A 26,341-nucleotide genomic window follows, 5' to 3' on the forward strand; every position below is an offset into this window, starting at 1 on the left:
CGAAGCAAGCGGCGCCTGCAGTTGCGGTGACCCTGCGCCGGTCCTTTCTGGGAGGAACCGGCGCGTGCCGCCTGTCCACGGGGGGCCAGGCGGCGGGGCTGGCGGGGCTGGGCCCGGTCTCTATGCGGCAGGGCCGCCCGGACTCAGCTTACCGCCACGCCTGATGGTCGGGCCTGACAGGGGGCCGGCCCGGAGGACACCCTCAGGCGTTTTGCTCTTCCCGAACGAGGGCAGCGAAGGCCGGGCTGTCGAAGCTCTCAGCCGCCGAGGTCATGATCTCCACTTCGCAGGCCCTCTTCCGGGGCGCGAAGGTCTGGGTCGGAGCGGTGCTGCGGCAGTAGTGGTGGGCCGCGACGCGCAGGCGCTCATAAAGAGCCGTCCGGCCATCGGCGGTGAGAAGCTCTTCCTTCTCGTAGGAGAAGGAGAAATCACCTGCGTGGGCACCTGCGGTCAGACCCGCGGTAGCGACGGCGATGGCGGCTGCGATGGTTTTGAAGTTGGTCATGTGTCAGTCCTCTGTTGCGACAGGGAATGACCTGGGAAACGGCGGCGCTGGTGACCCGATGGAAAGAAGATGGATAGGCGAGGTCGCACTGATCATCGCCTGAGGTGGCGTAAAAACAGGGGCTTAGAGGGTGTCTTCAGCCCCATCCTCAGGTAATCATCAGGTCGCTATCACACCTTTTCTGCGTTGGGCGGCTGGCATTAGGGTGTCTGCATCCACAGTTTTGCCCTGAGGGCAGGAGGAATGAAGCGTTGGATCAAGTCGGCGGGCAAACAGACGAAGCGACAGGCACTTTCCAGATCGGTGCCTTCACCTTTGAACGTGACCGGAACCTTCTCATCGGGGAAGGCGGGGAAACCACGCTTGAGCCCAAGGTGGCGGACCTTCTCGCGCGCTTCGTCAGGAGCCCGGGAGAAGTTCTGTCGCGCGGCGCGCTGCTCGATGATGTCTGGGGCACTCGGATCGGCTCGGACGAAAGCCTGACGCGGGCGGTCTCGCTCCTCAGGAAGGCGTTCAAGTCGGACAGCGACACTCTCTATATCGAGACGGTCCCGAAGCGTGGCTATTGCCTGAGCGCACCCGTCAGCCTGGCGGAGAGCGCCGAGCCTGAAGCTGAGGCGGAAGAGATTGCAGAGGCGCCTCTCGATACCCCTCCGGCGGAAAGCTCCACGTCGGCCGATCTTCCATCGCCGGTTTCTTCGGACGACCTCACCGAAGCGGGCCATCAAGAAGCGATCGTTCTCGACCAAGCTCCGCAAGAACGGACAACGGCGCAGGAATGGCCCCTTGGCCGGGTCATCGCCTACGCGAGCAGCAGCCTTTTCAAGATGGTCGGCGTCATCTCCGTTGCCACACTGATCATCGGATCGATCTTCGTGGTCATGCTCGTCCGGCAGGAGGGCACCGGGATCGGCGGCGCGTCTGGTATCGCCATCGGTGAGATCGCTTTCGGCGAAGGAGAGGGCGATCAACAGGTCATCGCTGATCTCACCCGCGGGCTCCCGGCGATCCTGATGGCCAACAATATCGACTACCGAAGCGATGCGCAGCGCGCGGCACTCATCCTCGACGTGGAGATGACCGAGGCCAGCGACGGCGCGCTGTCAGCTGCGATTGAGCTAAGGCACAATGGCTCGGACGGGCTCGTCTGGTACGACACGATCGTCCATCAAGGGGGTGATGTGGACGCTTTCGAGGCCGATGTACTCGGCGATGTCGGCCACACGATCGGATGCGCGATCAGGGGCTTCGATGTCTGGGACATGGGCTCACGCTTCCTACCCGTAGCCATGAAGTACTGCGCCAAGGCGCGGAACTTCCCGACGGGGATCGAGCAGGTCGAGGCGGCGGAGCTCTTGCTCGACGTGGCTTCCGACAATGCCTCGGTCTGGGCTGTCCATGCCGTGGCTCATGCCCGCTGGGCTTTCTCGCAAGGCGCGACGGAGCCGCCAGCTGTAGCGCTCGCTTCGCTCGAACAGGCTCTCAGTATGGAGAATGACAAGGACGAGGCGACCGTGGACCTGGCGGAGATGCTGTTGGGAGAGATGCAGCTGTCCGAGAAGGGGCGAGAGAATGCGCTTCGCAAGATCACCCATAAGAACGGACCGCTCAGGAACCTCGCTCGGCAGATGCTGGCAGAAGAACTGACTGAGCAGGGGAGACTCGCCGAGGCAGCAACGGTGCGGCAACGGCTGGGTCTTTCGGATCCCGGTCACCCTGCCTATCTGGAGCAGAGGTCTGATGCTCCGGGACCACCGCCGCCGCCTGGTGAGGTGAGGGCGGTTCCATCCAACCGGTAGCTGTAAGCCCCTGACGGGATTCACAGATGCGGGAAAAAAGCGCTTGTCAACAGGTTAGGTTTGGCTTAACGGGCGCGTTCCCGGGGTCGGCGGCCTTCCCGGGATTGGCTGTGCACGTGCGAACGGATTTCGTTTTAAACATTTGATTTTGTGAGCGCTTTTCACCCCGCTCGCCCGATGGGCGCGGGGCTTTGGCGCTTTTCCAGCCGCTGCGCTCCGCCGGGCGCAGCTCGTGACGCCGCGAGGCGTTGAGAATTCTGCCAGTGGCCCGCCGGCCCTGGCACCAGACAACAGGCCCCAACGGGGGCCAGGGTAAGGGCGATTTATGGCTCAGAGTTTTGTCGAGAAAAAACGTATCCGCAAGGGTTTCGGTCGCATCGGCGACGCGGTGACCATGCCGAACCTGATCCAGGTTCAGAGGGAATCCTACGAGGCATTCCTGCAGCGTTATGTGAAGGCGGACGAACGTAAGCGCGACGGGCTCGAAGCCGTTTTCAAGTCGGTCTTCCCGATCTCTGACTTCACCGAGACCGCGTACCTCCAGTACGTCTCCTACGAGTTCGAAGACCCCAAGTTCGATACCGAAGAGTGCATGCAGCGCGACATGACCTATTCGGCGCCGCTGAAGGTCAAGCTCCAGCTCGCCGTATTCGAGGTCGATGAGGACACCGGCTCCAAGTCCGTCAAGGACATCAAGGAGCAGGAAGTCTACATGGGCGAACTGCCGCTCATGACCGACAATGGTACCTTCATCATCAACGGCACCGAGCGGGTGATCGTCTCCCAGATGCACCGTTCGCCGGGCGTCTTCTTCGACCACGACAAGGGCAAGACCCACTCCTCGGGCAAGCTGCTCTTCGCTGCACGGATCATTCCGTACCGCGGCTCTTGGCTCGACTTCGAGTTCGACCCCAAGGACATCGTCAACGTCCGCATCGACCGTCGCCGGAAGCTGCCCGCGACGACGCTTCTCTATGCCCTCGGCATGGATCAGGAAGACATTCTCGAGATCTTCTACGGTCGCGTGGAGCACAAGGCCCAGGGCCACGGCTTCACCATGCCGCTCGACAAGGAGAAGCTGCAGGGCTCCAAGCCTGACCGCGATCTCGTCGACGCCGAGACCGGCGAAGTCGCCATCGAAGGCGGCAAGAAGATCACCGCACGGACCATCAAGAAGCTCGAAGAGGACGGCGTCAAAGCCTTCTTCCTGACCCGCGAGCAGATGCTGGGCCGCTACTTCGCCCGCGACCTCGTCAACCGCGAGACGGGTGAGCTCTACGCAGAAGCTGGTGACGAGGTGGACGAGGATGCGCTCGAGCGCCTCGAAGAGGCTGGCATCTCGGAGTTCGAGACGCTGGACATCGACCACGTCAACATCGGCGCCTACATGCGCAACACGCTGGCAGCCGATAAGAACAATGGCCGCGAGACTGCGCTGATCGACGTTTACCGCGTCATGCGTCCGGGCGAACCGCCGACACTCGACACCGCAGAAGCTCTCTTCTCGGGCCTCTTCTTCGATGAAGAGCGCTATGACCTCTCCGCCGTTGGCCGCGTGAAGATGAACATGCGCCTCGGGTTCTCCAACGATGACGTCACCGACGAGCAGCGTACGCTGCGCAAGGAAGACATCATCTCGGTCCTGAAGACCCTCAACGACCTCCGCGATGGCCGCGGCGAGATCGACGACATCGACAATCTCGGCAACCGCCGGGTGCGCTCGGTCGGCGAGCTCATGGAGAACCAGTACCGTATCGGCCTTCTCCGCATGGAGCGGGCGATCAAGGAGCGCATGTCGTCGGTCGAGATCGACAACATCATGCCGAACGACCTGATCAACGCGAAACCGGCCGCCGCCGCAGTTCGCGAGTTCTTCGGCTCGTCGCAGCTCAGCCAGTTCATGGACCAGACGAACCCGCTCAGCGAGATCACCCACAAGCGCCGCATGTCCGCGCTTGGGCCGGGTGGTCTGACGCGTGAACGTGCAGGCTTCGAGGTCCGCGACGTTCACCCGACCCACTATGGCCGGATCTGCCCGATTGAGACGCCGGAAGGCCCGAACATCGGTCTCATCAACTCGCTCGCAACTCACGCCCAAGTGAACAAGTACGGGTTCATCGAAAGCCCGTACCGCCGCGTCGTGGACGGTAAGGTGACCGGCGAGGTCGTCTACCTCTCCGCCATGGAAGAGCAGCGCCACGCCATCGCTCAGGCCAACGCCGACCTCAACGAAGACGGCTCCTTCGCCAACGAGTTCGTCAACGCCCGTTGGCGCGGTGAAGCGATGCTCGTCCCGCGCGAAGAGATCCAGTTCATCGATGTCTCGCCGAAGCAGCTCGTCTCGGTCGCCGCAGCGCTCATCCCGTTCCTCGAGAACGATGACGCCAACCGCGCACTCATGGGTTCGAACATGCAGAGGCAGGCTGTGCCGCTCCTGCAGGCTGAAGCGCCCTACGTCGGTACCGGCATGGAAAGCGTCGTGGCCCGGGACTCTGGTGCTGCCATGGCTGCCCGCCGTGCAGGCTTCGTGGAGCAGGTCGATGCCCAGCGCATCGTGATCCGCGCCACCAAGGAGCAGGACAGCTCCAAGCCTGGCGTCGACATCTACAACCTGCGCAAGTTCCAGCGCTCGAACCAGAACACCTGTATCAACCAGCGCCCGCTGGTGAAGATCGGTGACGAGGTCGAGGCAGGGGACATCATTGCTGACGGTCCGTCCACGGACCTTGGTGAACTCGCCCTCGGCAAGAACGTGCTCGTCGCGTTCATGCCCTGGAACGGCTACAACTTCGAAGACTCGATCCTCATCAGTGAGCGGATCGTGCGCGACGACGTCTTCACCTCGATCCACCTTGAGGAATTCGAAGTCGCCGCCCGTGACACGAAGCTTGGCCCGGAAGAGATCACCCGCGACATCCCGAACGTCTCCGAGGAAGCCCTGCGCAACCTAGACGAGGCGGGCATCGTGGCGATCGGTGCGGAAGTGCACCCTGGCGACATCCTCGTCGGCAAGATCACGCCGAAGGGCGAAAGCCCGATGACGCCGGAGGAGAAACTCCTGCGCGCCATCTTCGGTGAGAAGGCTGCTGACGTGCGCGACACCTCGCTCAAGCTGCCGCCGGGCGTTGCCGGTACGGTGGTCGAGGTCCGAGTCTTCAACCGCCACGGTGTCGAGAAAGACGAGCGTGCTCAGCAGATCGAACGTGACGAGATCGAACGTCTCGCCATTGACCGTGACGCAGAGCAGGCGATCCTTGACCGGAACATCTTCGGCCGCCTCGAAGACCTGCTGTTCGGCGAGGAGGCTGTTTCGGGTCCGAAGGGCTTCGGCAAGGGTGAGATCACCCGCGACAAGCTCAAAGAGACCCAGCGTGGCCTGTGGTGGAAGATCGCCATCGCCGACGACGCCAAGATGGGCGAGATCGAGGGCCTGAAGAAGCAGTATGACGAGAGCCGTGAGCGCCTCGAAGACCGCTTCAAGGACAAGGTCGAGAAGCTCCAGCGCGGCGACGAGCTGCCTCCGGGCGTGATGAAGATGGTCAAGGTCTTCGTGGCCGTGAAGCGCAAGCTTCAGCCCGGCGACAAGATGGCCGGCCGTCACGGCAACAAGGGTGTCATCTCGAAGATCGCGCCGATGGAAGACATGCCGTTCCTCGAAGACGGCACGCCTGTCGACATCGTCCTGAACCCGCTCGGCGTTCCCTCGCGGATGAACGTCGGCCAGATCCTCGAAACGCACCTCGGCTTTGCCTGCCGTGGCCTCGGCCGCGACATTCAGGAAGCCTGGGAAGCGTGGCAGCAGGGTCGTTCGGGTAAGGACGATTACATCGCCAAGCTGCGTGACGTGTACGGCGAGGACCAGGAGCTTCCGACCGACGAGGAAGACCTCAAGGAGCTCGGCAAGAACCTCTTCAAGGGCGTGCCGATCGGCACCCCGGTCTTCGACGGTGCCCGCGAAAGCGAGATCGTCGAGCACCTGAAGAAAGCAGGCATCTCCGAAACGGGTCAGGTGACGCTTTACGATGGCCGTACCGGCGACAGCTTCGCGCGTCCGGTGACGGTGGGGTACAAGTACCTCCTGAAGCTGCACCACCTTGTCGACGACAAGATCCACGCCCGCTCGATCGGCCCATACTCGCTCGTCACCCAGCAGCCGCTGGGCGGTAAGGCGCAGTTCGGCGGTCAGCGCTTCGGCGAGATGGAAGTCTGGGCTCTTGAGGCTTACGGTGCCGCCTACACCCTCCAGGAAATGCTCACCGTGAAGTCGGACGACGTCGCGGGCCGGACCAAGGTCTATGAAGCGATCGTCCGCGGCGACGACAGCTTCGAAGCCGGTATCCCGGAGAGCTTCAACGTCCTCGTCAAAGAGATGCGTTCGCTCGGTCTGAACGTCGAGCTTCAGAACCGATAAGCCTTCGGCCGGAGGAGAGATCCTCCGGCCACGTCAGTTTTTTCGGGGCCTGCCCCCGACCCGAATTGAGAGGAGAGACTCCATGTCTCAGGAACTAGCAAACGTCTTCAATCCGCTGGCTCAGCCGCAGACGTTCAACCAGATCCGCATCTCGCTGGCTTCGCCCGAGAAGATCCTGTCGTGGTCCTACGGCGAGATCAAAAAGCCGGAGACCATCAACTACCGGACCTTCAAGCCGGAGCGTGACGGCCTGTTCTGTGCACGGATCTTCGGTCCGGTGAAGGACTATGAGTGCCTGTGCGGCAAGTACAAGCGCATGAAGTACAAAGGCGTCGTCTGCGAAAAGTGCGGCGTTGAAGTTACCCTTTCCAAGGTGCGTCGTGAGCGCATGGGCCACATCGAGCTCGCAGCTCCGGTCGCCCACATCTGGTTCCTGAAGTCGCTCCCGTCCCGGATTTCGATGTTCCTCGACATGACCCTCAAGGATGTCGAGCGGGTCCTCTACTTCGAGCAGTACATCGTCATCGAGCCCGGCATCACGCCGCTCGAGCCGATGCAGATGCTCACAGAGGAAGAGTTTATCGAAGCCCAGGAGCAGTACGGCGAAGATCAGTTCACGGCCGGTATCGGCGCGGAAGCCATCCGCGAGATCCTCGCCAACATGGACCTTGAGGCTGTCACCGAACAGCTCCGTATCGAGATCGCCGAGTCGACCTCCGAGCTGAAGCCGAAGAAGCTCGCTAAGCGCCTCAAGCTGATCGAGAACTTCATGGCGTCGGGCAACAAGCCTGAGTGGATGATCATGACGGTCATTCCGGTCATTCCGCCGGAACTGCGTCCGCTCGTGCCGCTGGACGGTGGCCGCTTCGCGACCTCGGACCTCAACGATCTCTACCGCCGGGTCATCAACCGCAACAACCGCCTCAAGCGCCTCATCGAGCTGCGCGCGCCGGATATCATTGTCCGCAACGAGAAGCGGATGCTGCAGGAGTCGGTTGACGCACTCTTCGACAATGGCCGCCGCGGCCGCGTCATCACGGGTACGAACAAACGCCCGCTGAAGTCGCTGTCGGACATGCTCAAAGGTAAGCAGGGCCGCTTCCGTCAGAACCTGCTCGGTAAGCGCGTCGACTATTCGGGCCGTTCGGTCATCGTGGTCGGCCCGGACCTCAAGCTGCACGAGTGCGGGTTGCCGAAGAAAATGGCGCTCGAGCTCTTCAAGCCGTTCATCTATTCGCGCCTCGACGCGATGGGTCTCTCCGCCACGGTCAAGCAGGCGAAGAAGCTCGTCGAGAAAGAGCGTCCGGAAGTCTGGGACATCCTCGATGAGGTGATCCGGGAGCATCCGGTCATGCTCAACCGGGCGCCGACGCTTCACCGTCTCGGCATCCAGGCGTTTGAGCCGAAGCTGATCGAGGGCAAGGCCATCCAGCTTCACCCGCTGGTCTGTACCGCCTTCAACGCCGACTTTGACGGCGACCAGATGGCCGTGCACGTGCCGCTGTCGCTCGAAGCACAGCTTGAAGCCCGTGTGCTGATGATGTCGACCAACAACATCCTCAGCCCTGCGAACGGTAAGCCGATCATCGTTCCGTCCCAGGACATTGTTCTTGGCCTCTACTACATCACCCTCGAGAAGGATGGTGAGCCAGGCGAAGGCATGGTCTTCTCGGACATTAACGAGATCGAGCACGCGCTGAACGCTGGCGTCGTGTCGATGCACTCGAAGATCAAGGCCATCTGGCGCTCGGTCGATGCCGAAGGCAATGAGACGTCTGAAGTCGTGGATACCACGCCGGGCCGGATGAAGGTCGCTGCCGTTCTTCCGAAGGACCAGAACGTCCCCTTCGAGGTCGTCAACACGCTCCTCCGTAAGAAGACGATTCAGGGTCTCATCGACACCGTCTATCGTCACTGCGGCCAGAAGAAGACCGTCATCTTCGCTGACCAGGTCATGGACCTCGGCTTCAAGGAAGCCTGTAAGGCGGGCATCTCGTTCGGTAAGGACGACATGGTCATCCCCGACACGAAAGCCGGCATCGTCGAAGAGACGCGCCAGCTCGCTTCGGAGTACGAACAGCAGTATGCTGACGGTCTCATCACCCGTGGTGAGAAGTACAACAAGGTCGTCGACGCCTGGGCGAAGTGTACGGACCGTGTCGCCGACGAGATGATGAAAGAGATCTCGACGACGAAGTTCGACCCTGAGACCAAGAAACAGCTCGAGCCGAACTCGGTCTTCATGATGAGCCACTCGGGTGCGCGTGGTTCGCCCACCCAGATGCGCCAGCTCGCCGCCATGCGCGGCCTGATGGCGAAGCCGTCGGGTGAGATTATCGAGACGCCGATTGTCTCGAACTTCAAAGAGGGCCTGACGGTGCTCGAGTACTTTAACTCGACCCACGGCGCCCGTAAGGGTCTTGCGGACACCGCGCTCAAGACGGCGAACTCGGGTTACCTGACCCGCCGTCTCGTCGACGTGGCGCAGGACTGCATCGTCAAGGATGTCGATTGCGGCACCGAGACCGGCATAACGCTGGAGGCCATCGTGGACTCCGGTGAGATCGTCCTCAGCCTCTCCGAGCGTCTCCTCGGCCGGACACTCCTCAACGACGTCAACGATCCGGATTCCGGTGAGCTGATGTTCGCTGCGGGCACCCAGCTCGATGAGAACCAGGCGGAAGCTGTCGAGAAAGCCGGCATCCAGAAGGTGAAAGTCCGCTCGCCGCTGACCTGTGAGACCCCGATCGGCGTCTGCGCCACCTGCTACGGCCGTGACCTTGCGCGCGGTGAGCCGGTGAACGTCGGCGAAGCCATCGGCGTCATCGCGGCTCAGTCGATTGGTGAGCCGGGTACCCAGCTGACCATGCGGACGTTCCACGTCGGCGGTACGGCACAGGTTGGCGACACCTCGCTGATCGAAGCCAGCCACGAGGGCACCGTGACCCTCGAGAACCGCAACGTGGCGAAGGACTCCGCTGGCGACCTCGTCGTGATGGGCCGGAACACGCTCATCAAGATCGTTGGCAAGGAAGGCGAGGACCTCGCTTCCTTCAAGGTCAGCTACGGCACCAAGCTCCGCGTTGACGAAGGCGACAAGGTCGAGCGCGGCCAGCGCCTCGCTGACTGGGACCCCTACACCCTGCCGATCATGACCGAAGGCAAGGGCAAGGTCCGCTACGAAGACCTGGTCGAGAGCGTCTCGGTCCAGCTCGTGGCCGACGAGGACACGGGTCTCGCAAGCCGCGTCGTCACCGACTGGCGTTCGAACCCGCGTGGCGGCGACCTCCGTCCGGCGATCGCGATCGTCGACGAAGAGGGCGAAGTCATGAAGCTCGCCGACGGCAAAGAAGCCCGTACGCTTCTGCCCGTCGAGGCCATTCTCTCCGTCAATGACGGCGACACGGTCGGGCCGGGGGACGTGCTCGCACGTATCCCTACCGAAGGCGCGAAGACGAAGGACATTACCGGTGGTCTGCCGCGTGTGGCCGAGCTCTTCGAGGCTCGCCGTCCGAAAGATCACGCCATCATCGCTGAGATCGATGGCCGTGTGGAATTCGGTCGCGACTACAAAAACAAGCGCCGGATCTCGATCGTCCCGACGGACGAAGAGGCAGAAACGCGGGAATATCTCGTCCCGAAAGGCAAGCACCTTGCCGTTCAGGAAGGCGACTTCATCGCCAAGGGCGAGTACCTGCTCGACGGCAACCCGGCGCCGCACGACATTCTCGACGTCATGGGTATCGAGGCACTCGCCGACTACCTCATCAACGAGATCCAAGAAGTCTACCGACTTCAGGGCGTGCCGATCAACGACAAGCACATCGAGGTGATCGTTCGCCAGATGCTGCAAAAGGTCGAGGTCAAGAACCCTGGCGACAGCCCGTTCCTCAAGGACGAGCAGGTCGACAAGGTCGAGTTCGACGAGGTCAACGCACAGCTCGAAGAGAACGGCTCCACGCCTGCGACCGGCGATCCGGTTCTCCTCGGCATCACCAAGGCGTCGCTCCAGACCCGGAGCTTCATCTCGGCGGCTTCGTTCCAGGAGACGACCCGCGTCCTCACCGAGGCGGCGACCCAGGGCAAAGTCGACACGCTCGAAGGCCTGAAAGAAAATGTCATTGTCGGCCGCCTCATCCCGGCTGGTACTGGCGGTCAGATGGCCAAGCACCAGATCGAGGCCGACAAGCGCGACCAGAAGCTCATCGAAGAGCGCGAGGTCCGTCAGGCAGCAGCGCTTCCGGCGCCCGACCAGTCGGGTGGCGAGGGCGAGCCCGCCGCGGCCGAGTAAAACGACTTCCGGAAAGGCGGGCCTCGGCCCGCCTTTTCTTTAGGATAAGAACTGCCTGCTAGCGTTCCGCCATCGCGAGGGGCCTATCCGTGCTTGAAGACCTTGGCATTGTCGTCATTGGCAGGAACGAAGGCGAGCGCCTGAAGCGCTCGATTGCCTCGTTCCCCGAAGGCGTGCCTGTCGTTTACGTCGACTCTGGCTCCACCGACGGCTCGCCTGAGTGGGTGCGAGAGCAGGGTGGATCAGTTGTCGAACTGGACACCAGCAAACCCTTCTCCGCTGCACGCGCCCGAAACGAGGGAACCGATCGTCTGCTCGCAGAGCATCCCGGCACCCATTTCATCCAGTTTGTCGACGGCGATTGCGAGCTGATGGATGGCTGGATCGAGGCTGGCCTTGTTCGCTTGAAAGAGGACGAAACACTCGCAGTGGTCGCTGGCCAACGGCTTGAGCGCTTCCCTGATGCCAGCTGGTACAACGCCCTCTGCCACATCGAATGGAATACACCCGTCGGAGAAGCGGCCGCTGTCGGTGGTGACGCGATCTACCGCTTAGAGGCCTTCCGCAAGGTGGGCGGCTTCGACCCGATGATGATGGCCGGCGAGGAGCCCGAGCTCTGCCTCCGCCTCCGCCGCGAAGGCTACCGGGTCGAGCGGCTCGATCATCCCATGACGCTCCACGACGCCGCGATTCATACCTTCGACGCCTGGTGGAAGAGGGCGGTCCGTTCTGGCTACGCCTATACACTCGGCGCCCTGAAGCATGGCCGACAGGGCTATAATGTCCGCGAAGTGATCCGCTCGCTCCTCTGGGGAGCAGGGCTTCCGGTCCTTGCAGTGGTGCTCCTGATCGGCGGCCTGTGGTGGCTCGGCCTCGCAGTCCTCGCGCTTTACCCGCTCAAGTGGATCCGCATGCGCCGCGCCGTCGCCTACCGGACGGACAAGCCTGGAAAGTACGCCTACTACCTCATGCTCACCAACGTCGCCGAGGTCCGCGGCATCATCCGCGCGCTGATCGAAACGGTGAAGCAGGAGCGCAGCATCCTCGAATACAAGTCCGCCTCATGAGTGACCTTATGGACAAGCTGCAGAAGCTCTACACGGTGGACAGGCACGCTCCGCACGTCGTCATCTGCGGCAGCCTGCGTGCAGGTACGACGTTGCTTCGTCTCCTCCTATCAGGTCACAGCGAGCTATTCGAGCTGGGCGAAGCGGATTTCCTTTTCGACAAGCGACCCGCTGATGATGCCGGGCCTGAAGAGGTTGAGGCATGGCGCAAGCGGGTTGCCGCTGAGCGCTCGGCGAAGCTTCAGAAGTTCGAGGCTCCCAAGGGCGACAGCTATGCCGAGATGCTCGACGATCTCCTCGGCCAGTATCCAATGGACAAGCCGAGGCTGATCCTCACCCTTCACCGTCACTATGATGACGCCGCGAAGATGCTGCCCAATGCCATCTTCATCAGGCTTCAGCGCGATCCGCGCGATGTCGCGCTCAGCTCAGTGGCGATGGGGTGGGGCGGCGTTCCCTACTTCGGCGTCTGGCCTTGGATTGAGGCGGAACGGGACTGGCTTGCAGCGAGGGATCATATCGCGCCGGAGCGTCAGCACTTTGTCCGCTATGAAGACTTCGTGGCGAACCCACGCGAGGAGCTTGGCCGGATCCTCGAGGTTTCTGGCCTTCCTTTCGAGGAGAGCGTTCTCGATCCGGGTGAGGGGAGCTCCTACTCTCCGCCCAAGGCCCGTGAGAAGGAAGCCTTCCGCAAGCGGCTTTCCCTGCGCGAGATCGCTGAGATCAACAGCCGCGTGAATTTCTCGCCAGAGGACTACGGCTACAACCTGACCCCGGCGGTTCCGCCGAGGGGTTTTCGCAAGCTCCAGCTGACAGTCGCGGGCAAGCTGAAGCGGCAGCAGTTCCGAATCAATCGCCACGGCCTTCCGCTTGTTCTCAAGGCATTCGCTGGCAAATGGCTCGGAATGCGCAAAATGGGGGCGGATGCAGCCGTTCGCATTGAGGAAAACAACCTCAAGCACCTCAAATGATCCTGCGCTAAGACCCCGGCAGGCCCCAAAACAAAAGGGCGCTTGACGTTCCCGTGTAGCTTCGCTAGCCGCACCGAACGCCAGATAGGGCGCTGTCGGGCGACCGAAACAACCCTAGGCACACCGTCATTGTGGTTCCCAGAGGGCCGCGCAGGCTTATTGCTTGGCGCGGCAGGTCCTTTGTGTTTCGCGCGGCGGTCCTGGTCCAAGTTTTACGAACGAAAAAGGGCTTCGATGCCGACGATTCAACAGCTGATCCGCAAGCCGCGGAACCCGAAGCGGAAGATCAACAAGGTTCCGCACCTGCAGGGCAACCCGCAGAAGAGGGGTGTCTGCACCCGGGTTTACACCACCACGCCGAAGAAGCCGAACTCGGCGCTTCGTAAGGTCGCCAAGGTGCGCCTGACGAACGGCTACGAGGTCATCAGCTACATTCCTGGTGAGGGCCACAACCTTCAGGAGCACTCCGTGGTTCTTATCCGCGGTGGCCGCGTGAAGGACCTTCCGGGTGTCCGCTATCACATCCTTCGCGGTGTCCTCGACACGCAAGGCGTCAAAGACCGCAAGCAGCGCCGTTCGAAGTACGGCGCCAAGCGTCCCAAGTAAGAGGTTAGGCGAGCATGTCGCGCAGAAGACGCGCCGAAAAACGGCACATCGATCCGGATCCGAAGTTTCACGACGTCCAGATCTCCAAATTCATGAACTACGTGATGCTCGACGGCAAAAAGTCCGCCGCCGAGAAGATCGTGTACGGCGCTCTCGACCGTATGGAAGAGAAGCTCCGCCGTCCGCCGCTCGAGACCTTCCGCGATGCCATGGAAAACGTGGTGCCTGCGGTTGAAGTGCGCTCGCGCCGGGTTGGTGGTGCGACCTACCAGGTCCCCGTTGAGGTCCGTCCGGACCGCAAGAACGCCCTTGCCATGCGCTGGCTCATCGGTGCTGCTCGCAAGCGGAACGAAACGACCATGATCGACCGTCTCTCGGGCGAGCTCATGGACGCTGCCCAGAACCGCGGTGCTGCCGTCAAGAAGCGTGAAGACACGCACAAGATGGCCGAAGCCAACCGCGCGTTCTCGCATTACCGCTGGTAGTTACGTCATGAAGCTGTTCCGCCTCGCTCCCATCGCCGCGCTCGTTCTTGCAGCCTGCTCGACGTCCGTTCCGGAGGAGCCGGCGGTCCAGCGCGCAGCGGCCGCACCTCGTGCGACCCTCAACACTGTCAGTGTCGGCGGCATGTCCGTCCGTACACTGGCCGACCCTTCCTCGGCTCGTGAAATCGAGCGTCGTGCACGGCTTTCCGCCGCCGCAGCCTTCGAGGGCGACAACAAGGGCAACGCCTGCTTCCAGGACCCGCAGTTCCGCGGTGTCGTCGGCGGCGAACTCAATTCGGCACAAACGCGCCGTCGCGAATTCTGGACCTACTCGGTCTGCGGCGAAGCATATGAAGTGCCGGTCACTGTGAACAAACGATCAGGCTCGACCACGGTTGATTTTTCCGTCGGTTCCGGGCGAGAGGCGCGCTGAGCCACTGGCTTCGGCAAGGATAACGAGATGACACGCGAATACGCTATCGAGGATTATCGCAACTTCGGGATCATGGCCCACATTGATGCGGGCAAGACGACGACGACCGAGCGGATTCTCTACTACACCGGTAAGTCCTACAAGATCGGCGAAGTCCACGACGGCGCCGCAACGATGGATTGGATGGAGCAAGAGCAGGAGCGGGGTATCACCATTACCTCGGCTGCGACGACGACCTTCTGGGAAGGACGTGACGGCAAGAAGCGCCGCTTCAACATCATCGACACCCCGGGCCACGTTGACTTCACCATTGAAGTCGAGCGTTCGCTCCGCGTTCTCGACGGCGCTATCGCGCTGCTCGACGGCAACGCAGGTGTTGAGCCGCAGACCGAAACTGTCTGGCGCCAGGGCGACAAGTACCAGGTCCCCCGGATGTTCTTCATCAACAAGATGGATAAGCTGGGCGCGAACTTCTACACCTCGGTCGACTCGATCCACGAGCGCCTCGGTTGTAAGACTGTCGTCCTTCAGCTGCCGATCGGTGAAGAAAGCGATTTCTCCGGTGTGGTCGATCTCATCGAGATGGACGCCATCATCTGGAAGGAAGAGAGCCTCGGTGCTGCGTTCGACCGCGTCGAGATCCCTGACGACCTGAAAGACAAAGCTGCTGAGTATCGCGAGAAGCTCATCGAAACCGTCGTCGAACTCGACGAAGAGGCGATGGAAGCTTACCTCGAGGGCAACGAGCCGGACAATGACAAGATCCGTGCACTGATCCGTCAGGGCACCATCAATGTCGACTTCCACCCGGTCATGCTCGGCACCGCGTTCAAGAACAAGGGCGTCCAGCCGCTTCTCGACGCCGTCATCGACTTCCTGCCGTCGCCGGTCGACGTCCCTTCGATCAAGGGCGTCCATCCTGACACGGAAGAAGAGCTGACCCGTCCGTCTTCGGACGACGAGCCGCTCTCGATGCTCGCGTTCAAGATCATGAACGACCCTTTCGTCGGTACGCTTACTTTCTGCCGCATCTACTCGGGCCACCTCGAGCAGGGCACCTCGGTCCTGAACACCGTGAAGGGCAAGAAAGAGCGCGTCGGCCGTATGCTGCTGATGCACTCGAACCAGCAGGAAGAGATCAAGAACGCTTACGCTGGCGACATCGTCGCGATCGCGGGCCTCAAGGACACGACCACCGGTGACACGCTCTGCGTGACCACCAAGCCGGTCATCCTTGAGCGCATGGAGTTCCCTGAGCCGGTCATCTCGCTCGCAGTCGAGCCGAAGACGAAGGCTGACCAGGAGAAGATGGGCATAGCCCTCAACCGTCTCGCCGCTGAGGACCCGTCCTTCCGCGTGCACACGGACGAAGAGAGCGGCCAGACCATTATCGCTGGTATGGGCGAGCTTCACCTCGACATCCTCGTCGACCGCATGAAGCGTGAGTTCAAAGTCGAAGCTAACGTTGGTGCTCCGCAGGTTGCCTACCGCGAGACCATCACCAAGGCTGCCGACATCGACTACACGCACAAGAAGCAGTCGGGCGGTACCGGTCAGTTCGCACGCATCAAGTTCAAAATCGGCCCGGGCGAGCCTGGCACTGGTTTTGTCTTCGGCAACTCGATCGTCGGTGGTGCTATTCCGAAGGAGTACATCCCGGGCGTGGAGAAGGGCCTCAAGTCGGTCCAGGAAGCTGGCCTCCTGGTTGGCTTCCCGATCCTCGACTTCGAAGTCGACCTCTATGACGGCGGCTTCCACGACGTTGACTCGTCGGTTCTTGCCTTCGAAATCGCCGCTCGCGGCGCGATGAAGGAGCACAAGAGCGACCTCGGCCTCGCACTGCTCGAGCCGGTTATGAAAGTCGAAGTCGTGACCCCGGACGAGTACACGGGCACCGTCATTGGTGACCTCAACTCCCGCCGTGGTCAGATCTCCGGTCAGGAGATCCGCGGCAACGCAACGGTCGTCAATGCGATGGTCCCGCTTGCTAATATGTTCGGCTACGTGAACAACCTGCGCTCGGCGACTCAGGGTCGTGCTCAGTACACCATGCAATTCGATCACTACGAGCGCGTTCCCAACGCGGTCGCAGATGAAGTCAAGGCGAAGATCGCCGGTTAAATCGGTCAGAATACGGAGATAGGATTATGGCCAAGGAAAAGTTCGAGCGGACAAAACCGCACGCCAACATCGGTACCATCGGTCACGTCGACCATGGTAAAACCACGCTGACCGCAGCAATCACCAAGTACTTCGGTGATTTCCGTGCATACGACGAGATCGACGGTGCACCGGAAGAGCGTGAGCGCGGCATCACCATTTCGACCGCACACGTCGAATATGAGACCGACAACCGCCACTACGCGCACGTCGACTGCCCGGGTCACGCTGACTACGTCAAAAACATGATCACCGGTGCTGCTCAGATGGACGGCGCAATCCTCGTGGTGAACGCTGCTGACGGCCCGATGCCCCAGACCCGTGAGCACATCCTGCTCGCTCGTCAGGTTGGCGTTCCGGCTCTCGTCGTGTTCCTCAACAAGGTTGACCAGGTCGACGACGAAGAGCTCCTCGAGCTCGTCGAAATGGAAGTCCGTGAGCTTCTCTCGTCCTACGAGTTCCCGGGCGACGACATTCCGATCATCGCTGGTTCGGCTCTCGCCGCTATGGAAGGCAACAACCCTGAGATCGGCGAAGAGAAGATCAAAGAGCTGATGGCTCAGGTTGACGAGTACATTCCGACCCCGGAACGTCCTGTCGACCAGACCTTCCTCATGCCGATCGAAGACGTCTTCTCGATCTCGGGTCGTGGTACGGTTGTCACCGGTCGCGTCGAGCGCGGTGTTGTCAACGTCGGCGACGAACTCGAAATCGTCGGCATCCGCGACACAGCCAAGACGACCTGTACGGGCGTCGAGATGTTCCGCAAGCTGCTTGACCGCGGTGAAGCAGGCGACAACGTCGGTGTTCTCCTCCGCGGTATCGACCGTGAAGGCGTTGAGCGCGGCCAGGTTCTCTGCAAGCCGGGTTCGGTTACGCCGCACACGAAGTTTGTTGCTGAAGCCTACATCCTGACCAAGGAAGAGGGTGGCCGTCACACGCCGTTCTTCAACAACTACCGCCCGCAGTTCTACTTCCGCACCACGGACGTGACCGGCATCTGCACCCTTCCTGAGGGTACCGAGATGGTCATGCCGGGCGACAACGTGAACATTAACGTCGAGCTGATCGTCCCGATCGCCATGGAAGAGAAGCTCCGCTTCGCTATCCGTGAAGGTGGCCGTACCGTCGGCGCCGGCATCGTTTCCTCGATCATCGAGTAAATTAGGCCTTTTCATCGGCGGGCTGCTGCTTCATAGCGGCCCGCCGTTTTCTATTTTTTTGCTCCTCTGAGGTCACCGAAGGCCGACCTTACGAGCCCAGTTGGAAGGACTGGTAGTGCAACAGAATATCAGGATTAGGCTCAAAGCCTTCGATCACCGCGTGCTCGATACGAGCGCGAAGGAGATCGTCAACACGGCGAAGCGCACCGGTGCGCAGGTTCGTGGACCGATTCCCCTCCCGACGCACATTGACCGCTACACCGTGCTGCGCTCGCCCCACGTGAACAAGAAGTCGCGTGAGCAATTCGAGATGCGCACCCACAAGCGGATGCTCGATATCGTCGAACCGACCCCGCAGACCATCGACGCACTGATGAAGCTCGACCTCTCGGCCGGCGTCGACGTCGAGATCAAGCTCGGAGCGTAAGATGTCCGCCACGGAACGTCAGATCGATCCGCAGCTCCAGCAGATGCGGAAGACCCAACACCGCCCGCAGCCGCTTCCCGCCCAGCACCAGGCCCGTACTGGTCTGATTGGCAAGAAGCTCGGCATGACCCGTCTCTACACGGCTGAAGGCACCCACGTGCCCGTTACGGTCGTGAGCCTTGAGAACTGCCAGGTCGTGAGCCATCGCACGGTCGAGAGAGACGGTTACACCGCTCTCCAGCTCGGCGCAGGCACTGCGAAGCTTAAGCGCGTCACCAATCCGATGCGCGGTCACTTCGCGAAGGCCAAGGTTGAGCCCAAGCGCAAGCTTGTCGAATTCCGCGTGCCGGAAGACGCCATGATTGAAGTCGGCTCGACCATGACGGCCGATCACTTCATCGCAGGTCAGCGTGTCGACGTCGTCGGCACCTCGATCGGTAAGGGCTTCGCCGGCGGCATGAAGCGCCACAACTTCGGCGGCCTTCGCGCCTCGCACGGTGTCTCGATTTCGCACCGCTCGCACGGTTCGACCGGTCAGTGCCAGGACCCCGGGAAGGTGTTCAAGGGCAAGAAGATGGCCGGCCACATGGGCGACGTCCGCGTCACGACCCAGAACCTCGAGATCGTCAAGACTGACGTTGCTCGCGGTCTGGTCATGATCAAGGGCGCTGTCCCGGGTTCCGCGGGTTCGTGGATCCTGATCAAGGACGCTATCAAGAAGCCGCTTCCTGAAGACGCTCCTAAGCCGGGCGCCTTCGCTGCTCCGAACGCAGAAGTCGAAGCCCCCGAAGAGGAGTCCATGCTCGCCGAAGCCGGTGAAAAGACCCCCGTCGGTGCATTCGACGCTCCGGTCCCGGAAGATAGCGACGAAGCAAAAGAAGCCAAGGCGGCTGAAGAGGGCGGCGACGCTCCGGCTGCTGACGAAGGAGAGAAGAGCTGATGGAAGTCGACGTCCTCAAGCTCGGCGCGGACAAATCCGGCGCGGCCTCGCTGAACGAAGAAGTCTTCGGTCTCGAGCCCCGCAAGGATCTCCTGCACCGTTATGTCGTCTGGCAGCTCGCAAGGCGTCAGGCTGGCACGCACAAAACCAAAGAGCGCGGTGAAGTCGCTGGCTCGACGAAGAAGATCGTCCGCCAGAAAGGCTCCGGCGGCGCTCGTCACGGCAACAAGAAAGCTCCGCAGTTCCGCGGCGGCGGCAAGGCCCATGGCCCCCGCGTCCGCAGCCACGCCTTCGACCTGCCGAAGAAGGTCCGCCGTCTCGCTCTGCGTCACGCCCTCTCGGCGAAGCAGGGTGCCGGCGAACTGATTGTCATCGACGAAGCGAAGCTCGATGCACCGAAGACTTCAGAGCTCGCGAGCAAGCTGAAGGCCCACGACCTGAAGAGCGCGCTCATCATGGACGTGTCCTTCGACGAGAACTTCTCGAAAGCCGCCAAGAACCTGGACGGGATCGACATCCTCCCGGTTGCAGGTACCAACGTTTACGACATCCTCAAGCACGACAAGCTCGTGCTGACGAAGGCTGCCGTGGAAGGTCTCGAAGCGCGTCTTCTCGGGACTGCTAAAGAGGGAGCCGCGGCATGACCGAAGCGACCGCAAAGCACTACGACACGATCACCCAGCCGATCATCACCGAAAAGGCGACGATCGCAGCTGAGCATAACCAGTACGTGTTCAAGGTGCCGCTGAAAGCTACCAAGCCTGAGATCGCTGAAGCGGTCGAGGCCCTGTTCGACGTCAAGGTGAAAGCGGTGAACACGCTGATCACCAAGGGCAAGAGCAAGCGTTTCCGCGGCCGTCCGTATACGCGTTCTGATGTCAAAAAAGCGATGGTGACCCTTGAAGAGGGCCACTCCATCGACGTGACGACGGGGCTCTAAGACCATGGCATTGAAGACTTACAATCCGACGTCGCCGGGTCGCCGGACGCTCGTCACGGTGGACCGCAAGGGCCTCCACAAGGGCAAGCCTGAGAAGACGCTCACCGAGGGTCTGACCAACAAGGGTGGCCGCAACAACAACGGCCGGATCACTGCTCGTCGTCAGGGCGGCGGTGCCAAGCGTCTCTACCGCGTCATCGACTTCAAGCGTCAGCGTTACGACGCGATCGCCGAAGTCCTTCGCCTCGAGTACGACCCGAACCGGTCGGCGTTCATCGCACTCATTCAGTACGGTGACGGCGTGAAGGCCTATATCCTCGCGCCCCAGCGTCTGCAGGCTGGCGACAAGGTCGTCTCCGGCGACCGCGTCGACGTGAAGCCGGGCAACGCGATGCCGCTCAAGAACGTGCCGGTCGGTACGATCGTGCACAATGTCGAGCTCAAGCCCAAGAAGGGCGGTCAGCTGGCTCGTTCGGCCGGTGCTTATGTCCAGCTCGTCGGTCGCGATGGCGACTACGCGCAGGTCCGTCTCAAGTCGGGCGAAGTTCGCCTGGTCCACGGTGAATGCCGCGCCACCATCGGTGCGGTGTCGAACCCAGACCACTCGAACCGCGTCCTCGGCAAAGCAGGCATCAAGCGTCACCTGGGCAAGCGCCCGGCTGTTCGCGGTGTCGCCATGAACCCGATCGATCACCCGCACGGCGGCGGCGAAGGCCGTACCTCCGGTGGTCGTCACCCAGTCACCCCGTGGGGCAAACCCACCAAAGGCAAACGCACGCGCAGCAACAAAGAGACCGACCGTCTCATCATTCGCTCGCGCCACGCGAAACGGAAAGGACGCTAATCGATGCCGCGTTCCGTATGGAAAGGACCTTTCGTCGATCGGTACCTCCTCAAGAAGGCGGCTGAGGCCGGCGAGGGGCAACATAAGGGTGGGATCAAGACCTGGTCCCGCCGTTCGACGATCCTGCCGAACTTCGTTGGTCTGACGTTCAATGTCTACAACGGCCAGAAGTTCATCCCGGTGCACGTCACTGAGGACATGGTTGGCCACAAGCTCGGCGAGTTCAGCCCGACCCGTACCTACTACGGTCACGGTGCTGACAAGAAAGCGAAGCGGAAATAATCATGGGTCAGATGAAAAATCCGTCCCGGCGTGAAGAGGATCAGGCGGTCGCCAAAGGCCGCATGATCAAGACGTCGCCGCAGAAGCTCAACCTCGTTGCCCAGATGATCCGGGGCAAGTCGGTCGAGCGCGCCAAGAACGAGCTCGAGTTCAGCCGCAAGCGCGTCGCGCGCGAAGTGCTGACCGTCCTCGAGAGCGCGATCGCCAACGCTGAGAACAACCACGACCTCGACATCGACAGCCTCGTCGTCGAGGAGGCGTTCGTCGGCAAGAACCTCGTCATGAAGCGTTTCCGTCCGCGTGCCCGTGGCCGCGTCGGTCGCATCAAGAAGCCGTTTGCCGAGATCACCATCAAACTCCGCGAGAAGGAGACTGCATAATGGGTCAGAAAGTAAACCCGATCGGTCTCCGTCTGGGGATCAACCGTACTTGGGACAGCCGCTGGTATGCTCCGAAGGCCGCTTACGGCGATCTTCTGCATGAAGACCTTCAGATCAGGAACTACCTGCTCAAAAAGCTCGCCAACGCCGGTGTCTCGAAGATCGTCATCGAGCGTCCGCACAAGAAGTGCCGCGTCACCATCTACTCGGCGCGTCCGGGTGTCGTGATCGGTAAGAAGGGTGCTGACATCGAGAAGCTCCGTCAGGAACTCTCGCGCATGTCGAGCTCGGAAACGGTCCTCAACATCGTTGAGATCCGCAAGCCGGAAACCGACGCAACGCTCGTTGCCGAGAACATCGCTCAGCAGCTCGAGCGCCGGGCTTCGTTCCGCCGCGCGATGAAGCGTGCGATGCAGACCGCCATGCGCATGGGTGCCCTCGGTATCCGCGTGAACTGTGCTGGTCGTCTCGGCGGTGCGGAAATCGCACGTACGGAATGGTATCGCGAAGGCCGCGTTCCGCTTCACACGCTGCGCGCCGACATCGACTACGGTACCGCGACTGCCCGCACCACCTACGGTGCAATCGGCATCAAGGTTTGGATCTTCAAAGGCGAGATCCTCGAGCACGATCCGATGGCGCACGAGCGTCGCGTGATCGAGGCTCAGACCGGCGGTCCGCAAATGAACCGTGAGCGTCGTCCGCGTCGCCGCGAAAACGCATAAGAGGTCACCATGCTTCAGCCGAAACGGACCAAGTTCCGTAAACAGCATAAAGGCCGGATCAAGGGCACCGCGAAGGGCGGCACTTCGCTCAACTTCGGCTCGTTCGGTCTCAAGGCCGTCGAGCCTGAGCGTGTCACGTCGCGCCAGATCGAAGCCACCCGTCGTGCCATCACCCGCCACATGAAGCGGGCAGGGCGCGTCTGGATCCGCATCTTCCCGGACGTCCCGGTCACGGCAAAGCCGACCGAAGTCCGGATGGGTAAAGGTAAGGGCTCTGTCGACCGTTGGGTCGCCAAGGTGAAGCCCGGCCGTGTCATGTTCGAGATCGATGGTGTTCCCGAGAACGTCGCGCGTGAAGCGCTTCAGCTCGGCGCCGCCAAGCTCCCGATCAAGACGCGCATCGTCAAACGGATTGGGGAATAAGCATGAACGCCCAGGAAGTTCGCGATCTCTCGGACGATGAGCTCAACACGAAGCTCATCGACCTGAAGAAAGAGCAGTTCAATCTGCGTTTCCAACGCGCATCGGGACAGCTCGAGAAAACCGATCGTGTGCAGGAAGTCCGCCGCACGATCGCCCGCATCAAGACGCTCCAGTCCGAGCGTCGCAAGAACGCTGACGCCCCGGCTCGCTCGAAGCCGGAAGAAGTGAAAGAGGACGGCAATGCCTAAGCGCATCCTGCAAGGACCTGTCGTTTCCGATAAGGGCGACAAAACTGTTGTGGTTCGTATTGACCGCAGCTATCCGCACCCGCTCCTGAAGAAGATCGTGCGGCGCTCGAAGCGCTACCACGCTCATGACGAGACCAACTCCGCAAAGGTTGGCGACGTCGTTCAGATCATCGAATGTGCGCCGAAGTCGAAACTGAAGCGCTGGGAACTCTTCACCGGATCCGCTGACGCGGCTTCTGCTGAAGGCTAATTTTTTGAGGTTGCACCCGGTTTCCCCGGGGCAAATTGGAGGATCCCCAAATGATCCAGATGCAGACGAACCTCGACGTCGCCGATAACTCCGGCGCCAAGAGGGTGCAGTGCATCAAGGTCCTGGGCGGATCGAAGCGGAAATACGCTTCCGTGGGCGACATCATCGTGGTGTCGGTCAAGGAAGCCATGCCGCGCGGTCGCGTCAAAAAGGGCCAGGTGATGAAGGCGGTTGTCGTCCGCACGGCGAAGGACATCAAGCGCCGTGACGGTTCGGTCATCCGCTTCGATGGCAATGCTGCTGTCATCGTCAACAACAACAAAGAGCCGATCGGTACGCGTATCTTTGGCCCGGTGACGCGCGAGCTGCGCCGTTCTGGCCACATGAAGATCGTGTCCCTGGCACCGGAGGTGCTGTAATGGCCGCACGCATCAAGAAGGGTGACAAGGTCGTTGTCCTGACGGGCAAGGACAAAGGCGCCGAGGGAGAAGTCCTCAAGGTCTTTCCGAAGGACGACAAGGTTCTCGTCCAGGGCTGCCAGATGATCACCAAGCACGTGAAACCAAGCCAGCAGAGCCAAGGCGGCCTGCAGCGCACCGAGGCACCTATCCATGTCTCGAACGTCGCGCTGAAGGACCCCAAGGACGGCAAGCCGACCCGCGTTGGCTTCAAGATCGTGGGCGAGGGCGACGACGCCAAGAAAGTGCGTTTCGCCAAACGCTCGGGAGAGGTCATCGATGTCTGAGACCAAAGACTACACGCCTCGCCTGAAGGCGAAGTACAATGATGAAATCCGGGCTAAGCTCAAGGAAGAGCTCGGCCTGTCTAACGTCATGATGATCCCTAAGCTCGAGAAGGTCGTCCTGAATATGGGCGTCGGCGACGCGGTCAACGACCGTAAGTCGATCGAGAACGCTCTGAACGAAATGGAAGCGATCGCCGGTCAGAAGCCGGTCGTGACCAAGGCCAAGAAGTCGATTGCAGGCTTCAAGGTCCGTGAAGAGATGGCCCTCGGTGTGAAGGTCACGCTCCGTAAGGATCGTATGTACGAGTTCGTCGATCGCCTGACGACCATCGCGATGCCCCGCATCCGGGACTTCCGTGGTCTGAACGCCAAGAGCTTCGACGGCCGTGGCAATTTCGCCATGGGCCTGAAGGAGCACATCGTGTTCCCCGAGATCGACTACGACAAGGTTGAGACGCAACGCGGCATGGACATCATCGTCTGTACGACGACCGATAATGATGACCACGCAAGGGCGCTGCTCAAAGAGTTTAACTTCCCCTTCCGCAAGTAGGGGACCGTCTTCGGTACTTCCGCCCCTGATCCTCAGTGGGCGGAAAAGGCCGGAAAAGGAGAAAGACATGGCCAAGAAAGCTATGGTCGAGCGGGACCTCAAGCGTCGCCGCATGGCCAAGAAGTGGGACGCTCGCCGCGAGCGCCTCAAGGCGATCATGAAGGACGAGGCTGCTAGCCCGGAAGACAAGTTCAAGGCTGCGATGCAGCTTGCCGAGATTCCGCGCAACGCTTCGAAGACCCGCATTCGCAACCGCTGCCTCGTGACCGGCCGTCCGCGCGGTTACTACCGCAAGCTGAAGATGTCCCGTATCGCGCTGCGTGAGCTTGGCTCGCTCGGCAAGATCCCGGGCCTCGTCAAATCGAGCTGGTAAGGATCAGGTAGAATGACGATCAGTGATCCTCTCGGTGATATGCTCACCCGCATCCGCAACGCTCAAATGCGTGGGATGTCCAAGACCAAGACCCCTGCGTCCAAGCTTCGCCAGCGCGTCCTCGACGTTCTGCAGGCTGAGGGCTTCATCCGCGGCTACTCCCGCGTGGAGCACGAGGGCAACAAGGCCGACCTCGAGATCGAGCTGAAGTACTTCGACGGTGACCCTGTCATCTCGAAGATCCGCCGCATCTCGAAGCCCGGCCGTCGTGTCTATAGCTCGGTCAAGGAAATCACCCCGGTCCGTAACGGCCTGGGTATCTCCATCCTTTCCACCCCCAAAGGCGTGATGTCTGACGCGGTTGCCCGCGAAGAGAACGTCGGCGGGGAAGTCCTCTGCCAGGTGTACTGATTATGTCGCGCATTGGTAAGAAACCCGTTCCCGTGCCGAAAGGCGTCGAGGCCAAAGTCAATGGCCAGACCGTCTCGGCTAAAGGCTCGAAGGGTCAGATGGAGTTCGTGGTCAACGAGCTTTGCCTGGTCGAACTGGGCGATGATGGCGTTCAGGTGACCCCGGTCAACAAGACCAAGGAAGCCCGCTCCATGTGGGGCATGAGCCGCACACGGATCGCCAACATCTTCGAAGGCGTCACCGAGGGCTTCAAGAAAGACCTCGAGCTCGTCGGCGTTGGTTACCGTGCACAGATGAAGGGCAAGACCCTCGTCCTCGCGCTCGGCTACAGCCACGACGTTGAGTACAACGCCCCTGACGGCATCGAGATCAAAGTTGGCAAGCCAACCGAAATCTCGATCTCCGGTATGGACAAGCAGGTCGTCGGAGAAGTCGCCGCGAAGATCCGCAGCTTCCGTCCGCCAGAGCCCTACAAGGGCAAAGGCGTGAAGTATGCGGGCGAGTACATTTTCCGCAAAGAAGGGAAGAAGAAGTAAGCCATGCCTCTCACCCGGATTGCAAAACTCAAGAAGCGCGCCGGCCGGACCCGTACCGCCGTCGCCAAACGTGCGGGCGGTCGTCCGCGTCTCAGCGTCTATCGCTCGGGCCGCAACATCACCGCGCAGATCATCGACGATGCAGCAGGCAAGACGCTTGCTTCGGCTTCGTCGCTCGAAAAAGACTTCCGCGAGGGCTCCAAGGGCTCGACCACGGATGCTGCCGCCAAGGTTGGCGCACTCGTGGCTGAGCGTGCCAAGGCTGCGGGCGTCGAGAACGTCGTGTTCGACCGCGGCGGTTACCTGTTCCATGGCCGGGTGAAAGCCCTCGCCGAAGCCGCTCGCGAGGGCGGTCTGAACTTCTAAGGACTGA

Annotated in this window: 29 protein-coding genes; 28 read left to right on the forward strand and 1 reads right to left on the reverse strand. The window is 61.4% G+C overall.

Annotated elements, in window-relative coordinates; genetic code table 11:
- Positions 1–202: 202 nt before the first annotated feature.
- Positions 203–505: a UrcA family protein gene (locus HK107_RS00610; protein ID WP_173195789.1), complete on the reverse strand. Its 303-nt coding sequence runs from the start codon at positions 503–505 to the stop codon at positions 203–205.
- A gap of 251 nt (positions 506–756) precedes the next feature.
- Here HK107_RS00610 and HK107_RS00615 point away from each other — a divergent pair, with 251 nt between their 5' ends.
- From HK107_RS00615 to rplR, 28 genes are all read left to right on the forward strand, one after another.
- A complete protein-coding gene (locus tag HK107_RS00615; protein ID WP_173195791.1) occupies positions 757–2,304 on the forward strand; it encodes a winged helix-turn-helix domain-containing protein in 1,548 nt (515 codons plus the stop codon).
- A gap of 325 nt (positions 2,305–2,629) precedes the next feature.
- Positions 2,630–6,715, forward strand: coding sequence for a DNA-directed RNA polymerase subunit beta (rpoB, locus tag HK107_RS00620; protein WP_173195793.1), 4,086 nt, complete (start codon positions 2,630–2,632; stop codon positions 6,713–6,715).
- Between the two features lie 82 nt (positions 6,716–6,797).
- Positions 6,798–11,006: a DNA-directed RNA polymerase subunit beta' gene (gene rpoC, locus HK107_RS00625; protein WP_173195796.1), complete on the forward strand. Its 4,209-nt coding sequence runs from the start codon at positions 6,798–6,800 to the stop codon at positions 11,004–11,006.
- 89 nt (positions 11,007–11,095) lie between these two features.
- Entirely contained in the window at positions 11,096–12,073 is a 978-nt protein-coding gene (locus HK107_RS00630) for a glycosyltransferase (RefSeq protein ID WP_198912251.1), read from the forward strand.
- Positions 12,070–13,044, forward strand: coding sequence for a sulfotransferase family protein (locus HK107_RS00635; protein ID WP_173195798.1), 975 nt, complete (start codon positions 12,070–12,072; stop codon positions 13,042–13,044). The genes HK107_RS00630 and HK107_RS00635 overlap by 4 nt, the downstream gene beginning before the upstream one ends.
- 234 nt (positions 13,045–13,278) lie before the next feature.
- Positions 13,279–13,650: a 30S ribosomal protein S12 gene (rpsL, locus tag HK107_RS00640; RefSeq protein ID WP_173195799.1), complete on the forward strand. Its 372-nt coding sequence runs from the start codon at positions 13,279–13,281 to the stop codon at positions 13,648–13,650.
- A gap of 14 nt (positions 13,651–13,664) precedes the next feature.
- A complete protein-coding gene (gene rpsG / locus HK107_RS00645) occupies positions 13,665–14,135 on the forward strand; it encodes a 30S ribosomal protein S7 (RefSeq protein WP_173195801.1) in 471 nt (156 codons plus the stop codon).
- A 7-nt stretch (positions 14,136–14,142) separates the two neighbouring features.
- Positions 14,143–14,568, forward strand: coding sequence for a hypothetical protein (locus tag HK107_RS00650; RefSeq protein ID WP_173195803.1), 426 nt, complete (start codon positions 14,143–14,145; stop codon positions 14,566–14,568).
- Positions 14,569–14,595: 27 nt separating this feature from the next.
- Entirely contained in the window at positions 14,596–16,689 is a 2,094-nt protein-coding gene (gene fusA, locus HK107_RS00655) for an elongation factor G (RefSeq protein ID WP_173195805.1), read from the forward strand.
- Between the two features lie 26 nt (positions 16,690–16,715).
- The gene (gene tuf, locus HK107_RS00660; protein WP_173195807.1) at positions 16,716–17,891 is read left to right on the forward strand and encodes an elongation factor Tu; all 1,176 of its coding nucleotides are present in this window, start codon (positions 16,716–16,718) and stop codon (positions 17,889–17,891) included.
- A 115-nt stretch (positions 17,892–18,006) separates the two neighbouring features.
- On the forward strand, positions 18,007–18,318 hold the full coding sequence (gene rpsJ, locus HK107_RS00665) for a 30S ribosomal protein S10 (protein WP_408636602.1): 312 nt from the start codon (positions 18,007–18,009) through the stop codon (positions 18,316–18,318).
- 124 nt (positions 18,319–18,442) lie between these two features.
- Positions 18,443–19,258 carry a 50S ribosomal protein L3 gene (rplC, locus tag HK107_RS00670; protein WP_408636650.1) on the forward strand — a complete coding sequence of 272 codons (816 nt, stop codon included), beginning with the start codon at positions 18,443–18,445 and terminating at the stop codon, positions 19,256–19,258.
- The gene (gene rplD / locus HK107_RS00675) at positions 19,258–19,902 is read left to right on the forward strand and encodes a 50S ribosomal protein L4 (RefSeq protein WP_173195809.1); all 645 of its coding nucleotides are present in this window, start codon (positions 19,258–19,260) and stop codon (positions 19,900–19,902) included. The genes rplC and rplD overlap by 1 nt, the downstream gene beginning before the upstream one ends.
- Positions 19,899–20,198: a 50S ribosomal protein L23 gene (locus tag HK107_RS00680; RefSeq protein ID WP_173195811.1), complete on the forward strand. Its 300-nt coding sequence runs from the start codon at positions 19,899–19,901 to the stop codon at positions 20,196–20,198. The genes rplD and HK107_RS00680 overlap by 4 nt, the downstream gene beginning before the upstream one ends.
- Positions 20,199–20,202: 4 nt before the next feature.
- Positions 20,203–21,042: a 50S ribosomal protein L2 gene (gene rplB / locus HK107_RS00685; RefSeq protein WP_173195813.1), complete on the forward strand. Its 840-nt coding sequence runs from the start codon at positions 20,203–20,205 to the stop codon at positions 21,040–21,042.
- Between the two features lie 3 nt (positions 21,043–21,045).
- Positions 21,046–21,324 (forward strand): 30S ribosomal protein S19, encoded by a 279-nt coding sequence (rpsS, locus tag HK107_RS00690; protein WP_173195815.1) that lies wholly within the window; start codon positions 21,046–21,048, stop codon positions 21,322–21,324.
- 2 nt (positions 21,325–21,326) lie between these two features.
- Positions 21,327–21,704: a 50S ribosomal protein L22 gene (gene rplV / locus HK107_RS00695; RefSeq protein WP_173195817.1), complete on the forward strand. Its 378-nt coding sequence runs from the start codon at positions 21,327–21,329 to the stop codon at positions 21,702–21,704.
- Positions 21,704–22,429 carry a 30S ribosomal protein S3 gene (gene rpsC / locus HK107_RS00700; RefSeq protein ID WP_173195819.1) on the forward strand — a complete coding sequence of 242 codons (726 nt, stop codon included), beginning with the start codon at positions 21,704–21,706 and terminating at the stop codon, positions 22,427–22,429. The genes rplV and rpsC overlap by 1 nt, the downstream gene beginning before the upstream one ends.
- A gap of 9 nt (positions 22,430–22,438) precedes the next feature.
- Entirely contained in the window at positions 22,439–22,852 is a 414-nt protein-coding gene (gene rplP, locus HK107_RS00705; RefSeq protein WP_173195821.1) for a 50S ribosomal protein L16, read from the forward strand.
- A gap of 2 nt (positions 22,853–22,854) precedes the next feature.
- The gene (gene rpmC, locus HK107_RS00710; RefSeq protein WP_173195824.1) at positions 22,855–23,100 is read left to right on the forward strand and encodes a 50S ribosomal protein L29; all 246 of its coding nucleotides are present in this window, start codon (positions 22,855–22,857) and stop codon (positions 23,098–23,100) included.
- Positions 23,093–23,350 carry a 30S ribosomal protein S17 gene (gene rpsQ, locus HK107_RS00715; RefSeq protein ID WP_173195826.1) on the forward strand — a complete coding sequence of 86 codons (258 nt, stop codon included), beginning with the start codon at positions 23,093–23,095 and terminating at the stop codon, positions 23,348–23,350. The genes rpmC and rpsQ overlap by 8 nt, the downstream gene beginning before the upstream one ends.
- A gap of 50 nt (positions 23,351–23,400) precedes the next feature.
- Complete coding sequence (rplN, locus tag HK107_RS00720; protein ID WP_173195828.1) at positions 23,401–23,769, forward strand: 50S ribosomal protein L14; 369 nt, start codon at positions 23,401–23,403, stop codon at positions 23,767–23,769.
- The gene (rplX, locus tag HK107_RS00725) at positions 23,769–24,095 is read left to right on the forward strand and encodes a 50S ribosomal protein L24 (RefSeq protein ID WP_173195830.1); all 327 of its coding nucleotides are present in this window, start codon (positions 23,769–23,771) and stop codon (positions 24,093–24,095) included. Before rplN ends, rplX begins: the two co-directional genes overlap by 1 nt.
- Positions 24,088–24,648, forward strand: a complete 561-nt coding sequence (gene rplE / locus HK107_RS00730; RefSeq protein WP_173195832.1) for a 50S ribosomal protein L5 — start codon at positions 24,088–24,090, stop codon at positions 24,646–24,648. The genes rplX and rplE overlap by 8 nt, the downstream gene beginning before the upstream one ends.
- A gap of 67 nt (positions 24,649–24,715) precedes the next feature.
- Positions 24,716–25,021 carry a 30S ribosomal protein S14 gene (gene rpsN / locus HK107_RS00735; RefSeq protein ID WP_173195834.1) on the forward strand — a complete coding sequence of 102 codons (306 nt, stop codon included), beginning with the start codon at positions 24,716–24,718 and terminating at the stop codon, positions 25,019–25,021.
- A 12-nt stretch (positions 25,022–25,033) separates the two neighbouring features.
- A complete protein-coding gene (rpsH, locus tag HK107_RS00740; RefSeq protein WP_173195836.1) occupies positions 25,034–25,432 on the forward strand; it encodes a 30S ribosomal protein S8 in 399 nt (132 codons plus the stop codon).
- Between the two features lie 2 nt (positions 25,433–25,434).
- On the forward strand, positions 25,435–25,968 hold the full coding sequence (gene rplF / locus HK107_RS00745) for a 50S ribosomal protein L6 (RefSeq protein WP_173195838.1): 534 nt from the start codon (positions 25,435–25,437) through the stop codon (positions 25,966–25,968).
- A 3-nt stretch (positions 25,969–25,971) separates the two neighbouring features.
- The gene (rplR, locus tag HK107_RS00750; protein WP_173195840.1) at positions 25,972–26,334 is read left to right on the forward strand and encodes a 50S ribosomal protein L18; all 363 of its coding nucleotides are present in this window, start codon (positions 25,972–25,974) and stop codon (positions 26,332–26,334) included.
- Positions 26,335–26,341 lie beyond the last annotated feature (7 nt).

Source organism: Parvularcula mediterranea (assembly GCF_013085255.1).
In the GTDB taxonomy this organism is placed as follows: Bacteria; Pseudomonadota; Alphaproteobacteria; order Caulobacterales; family Parvularculaceae; genus Parvularcula; species Parvularcula mediterranea.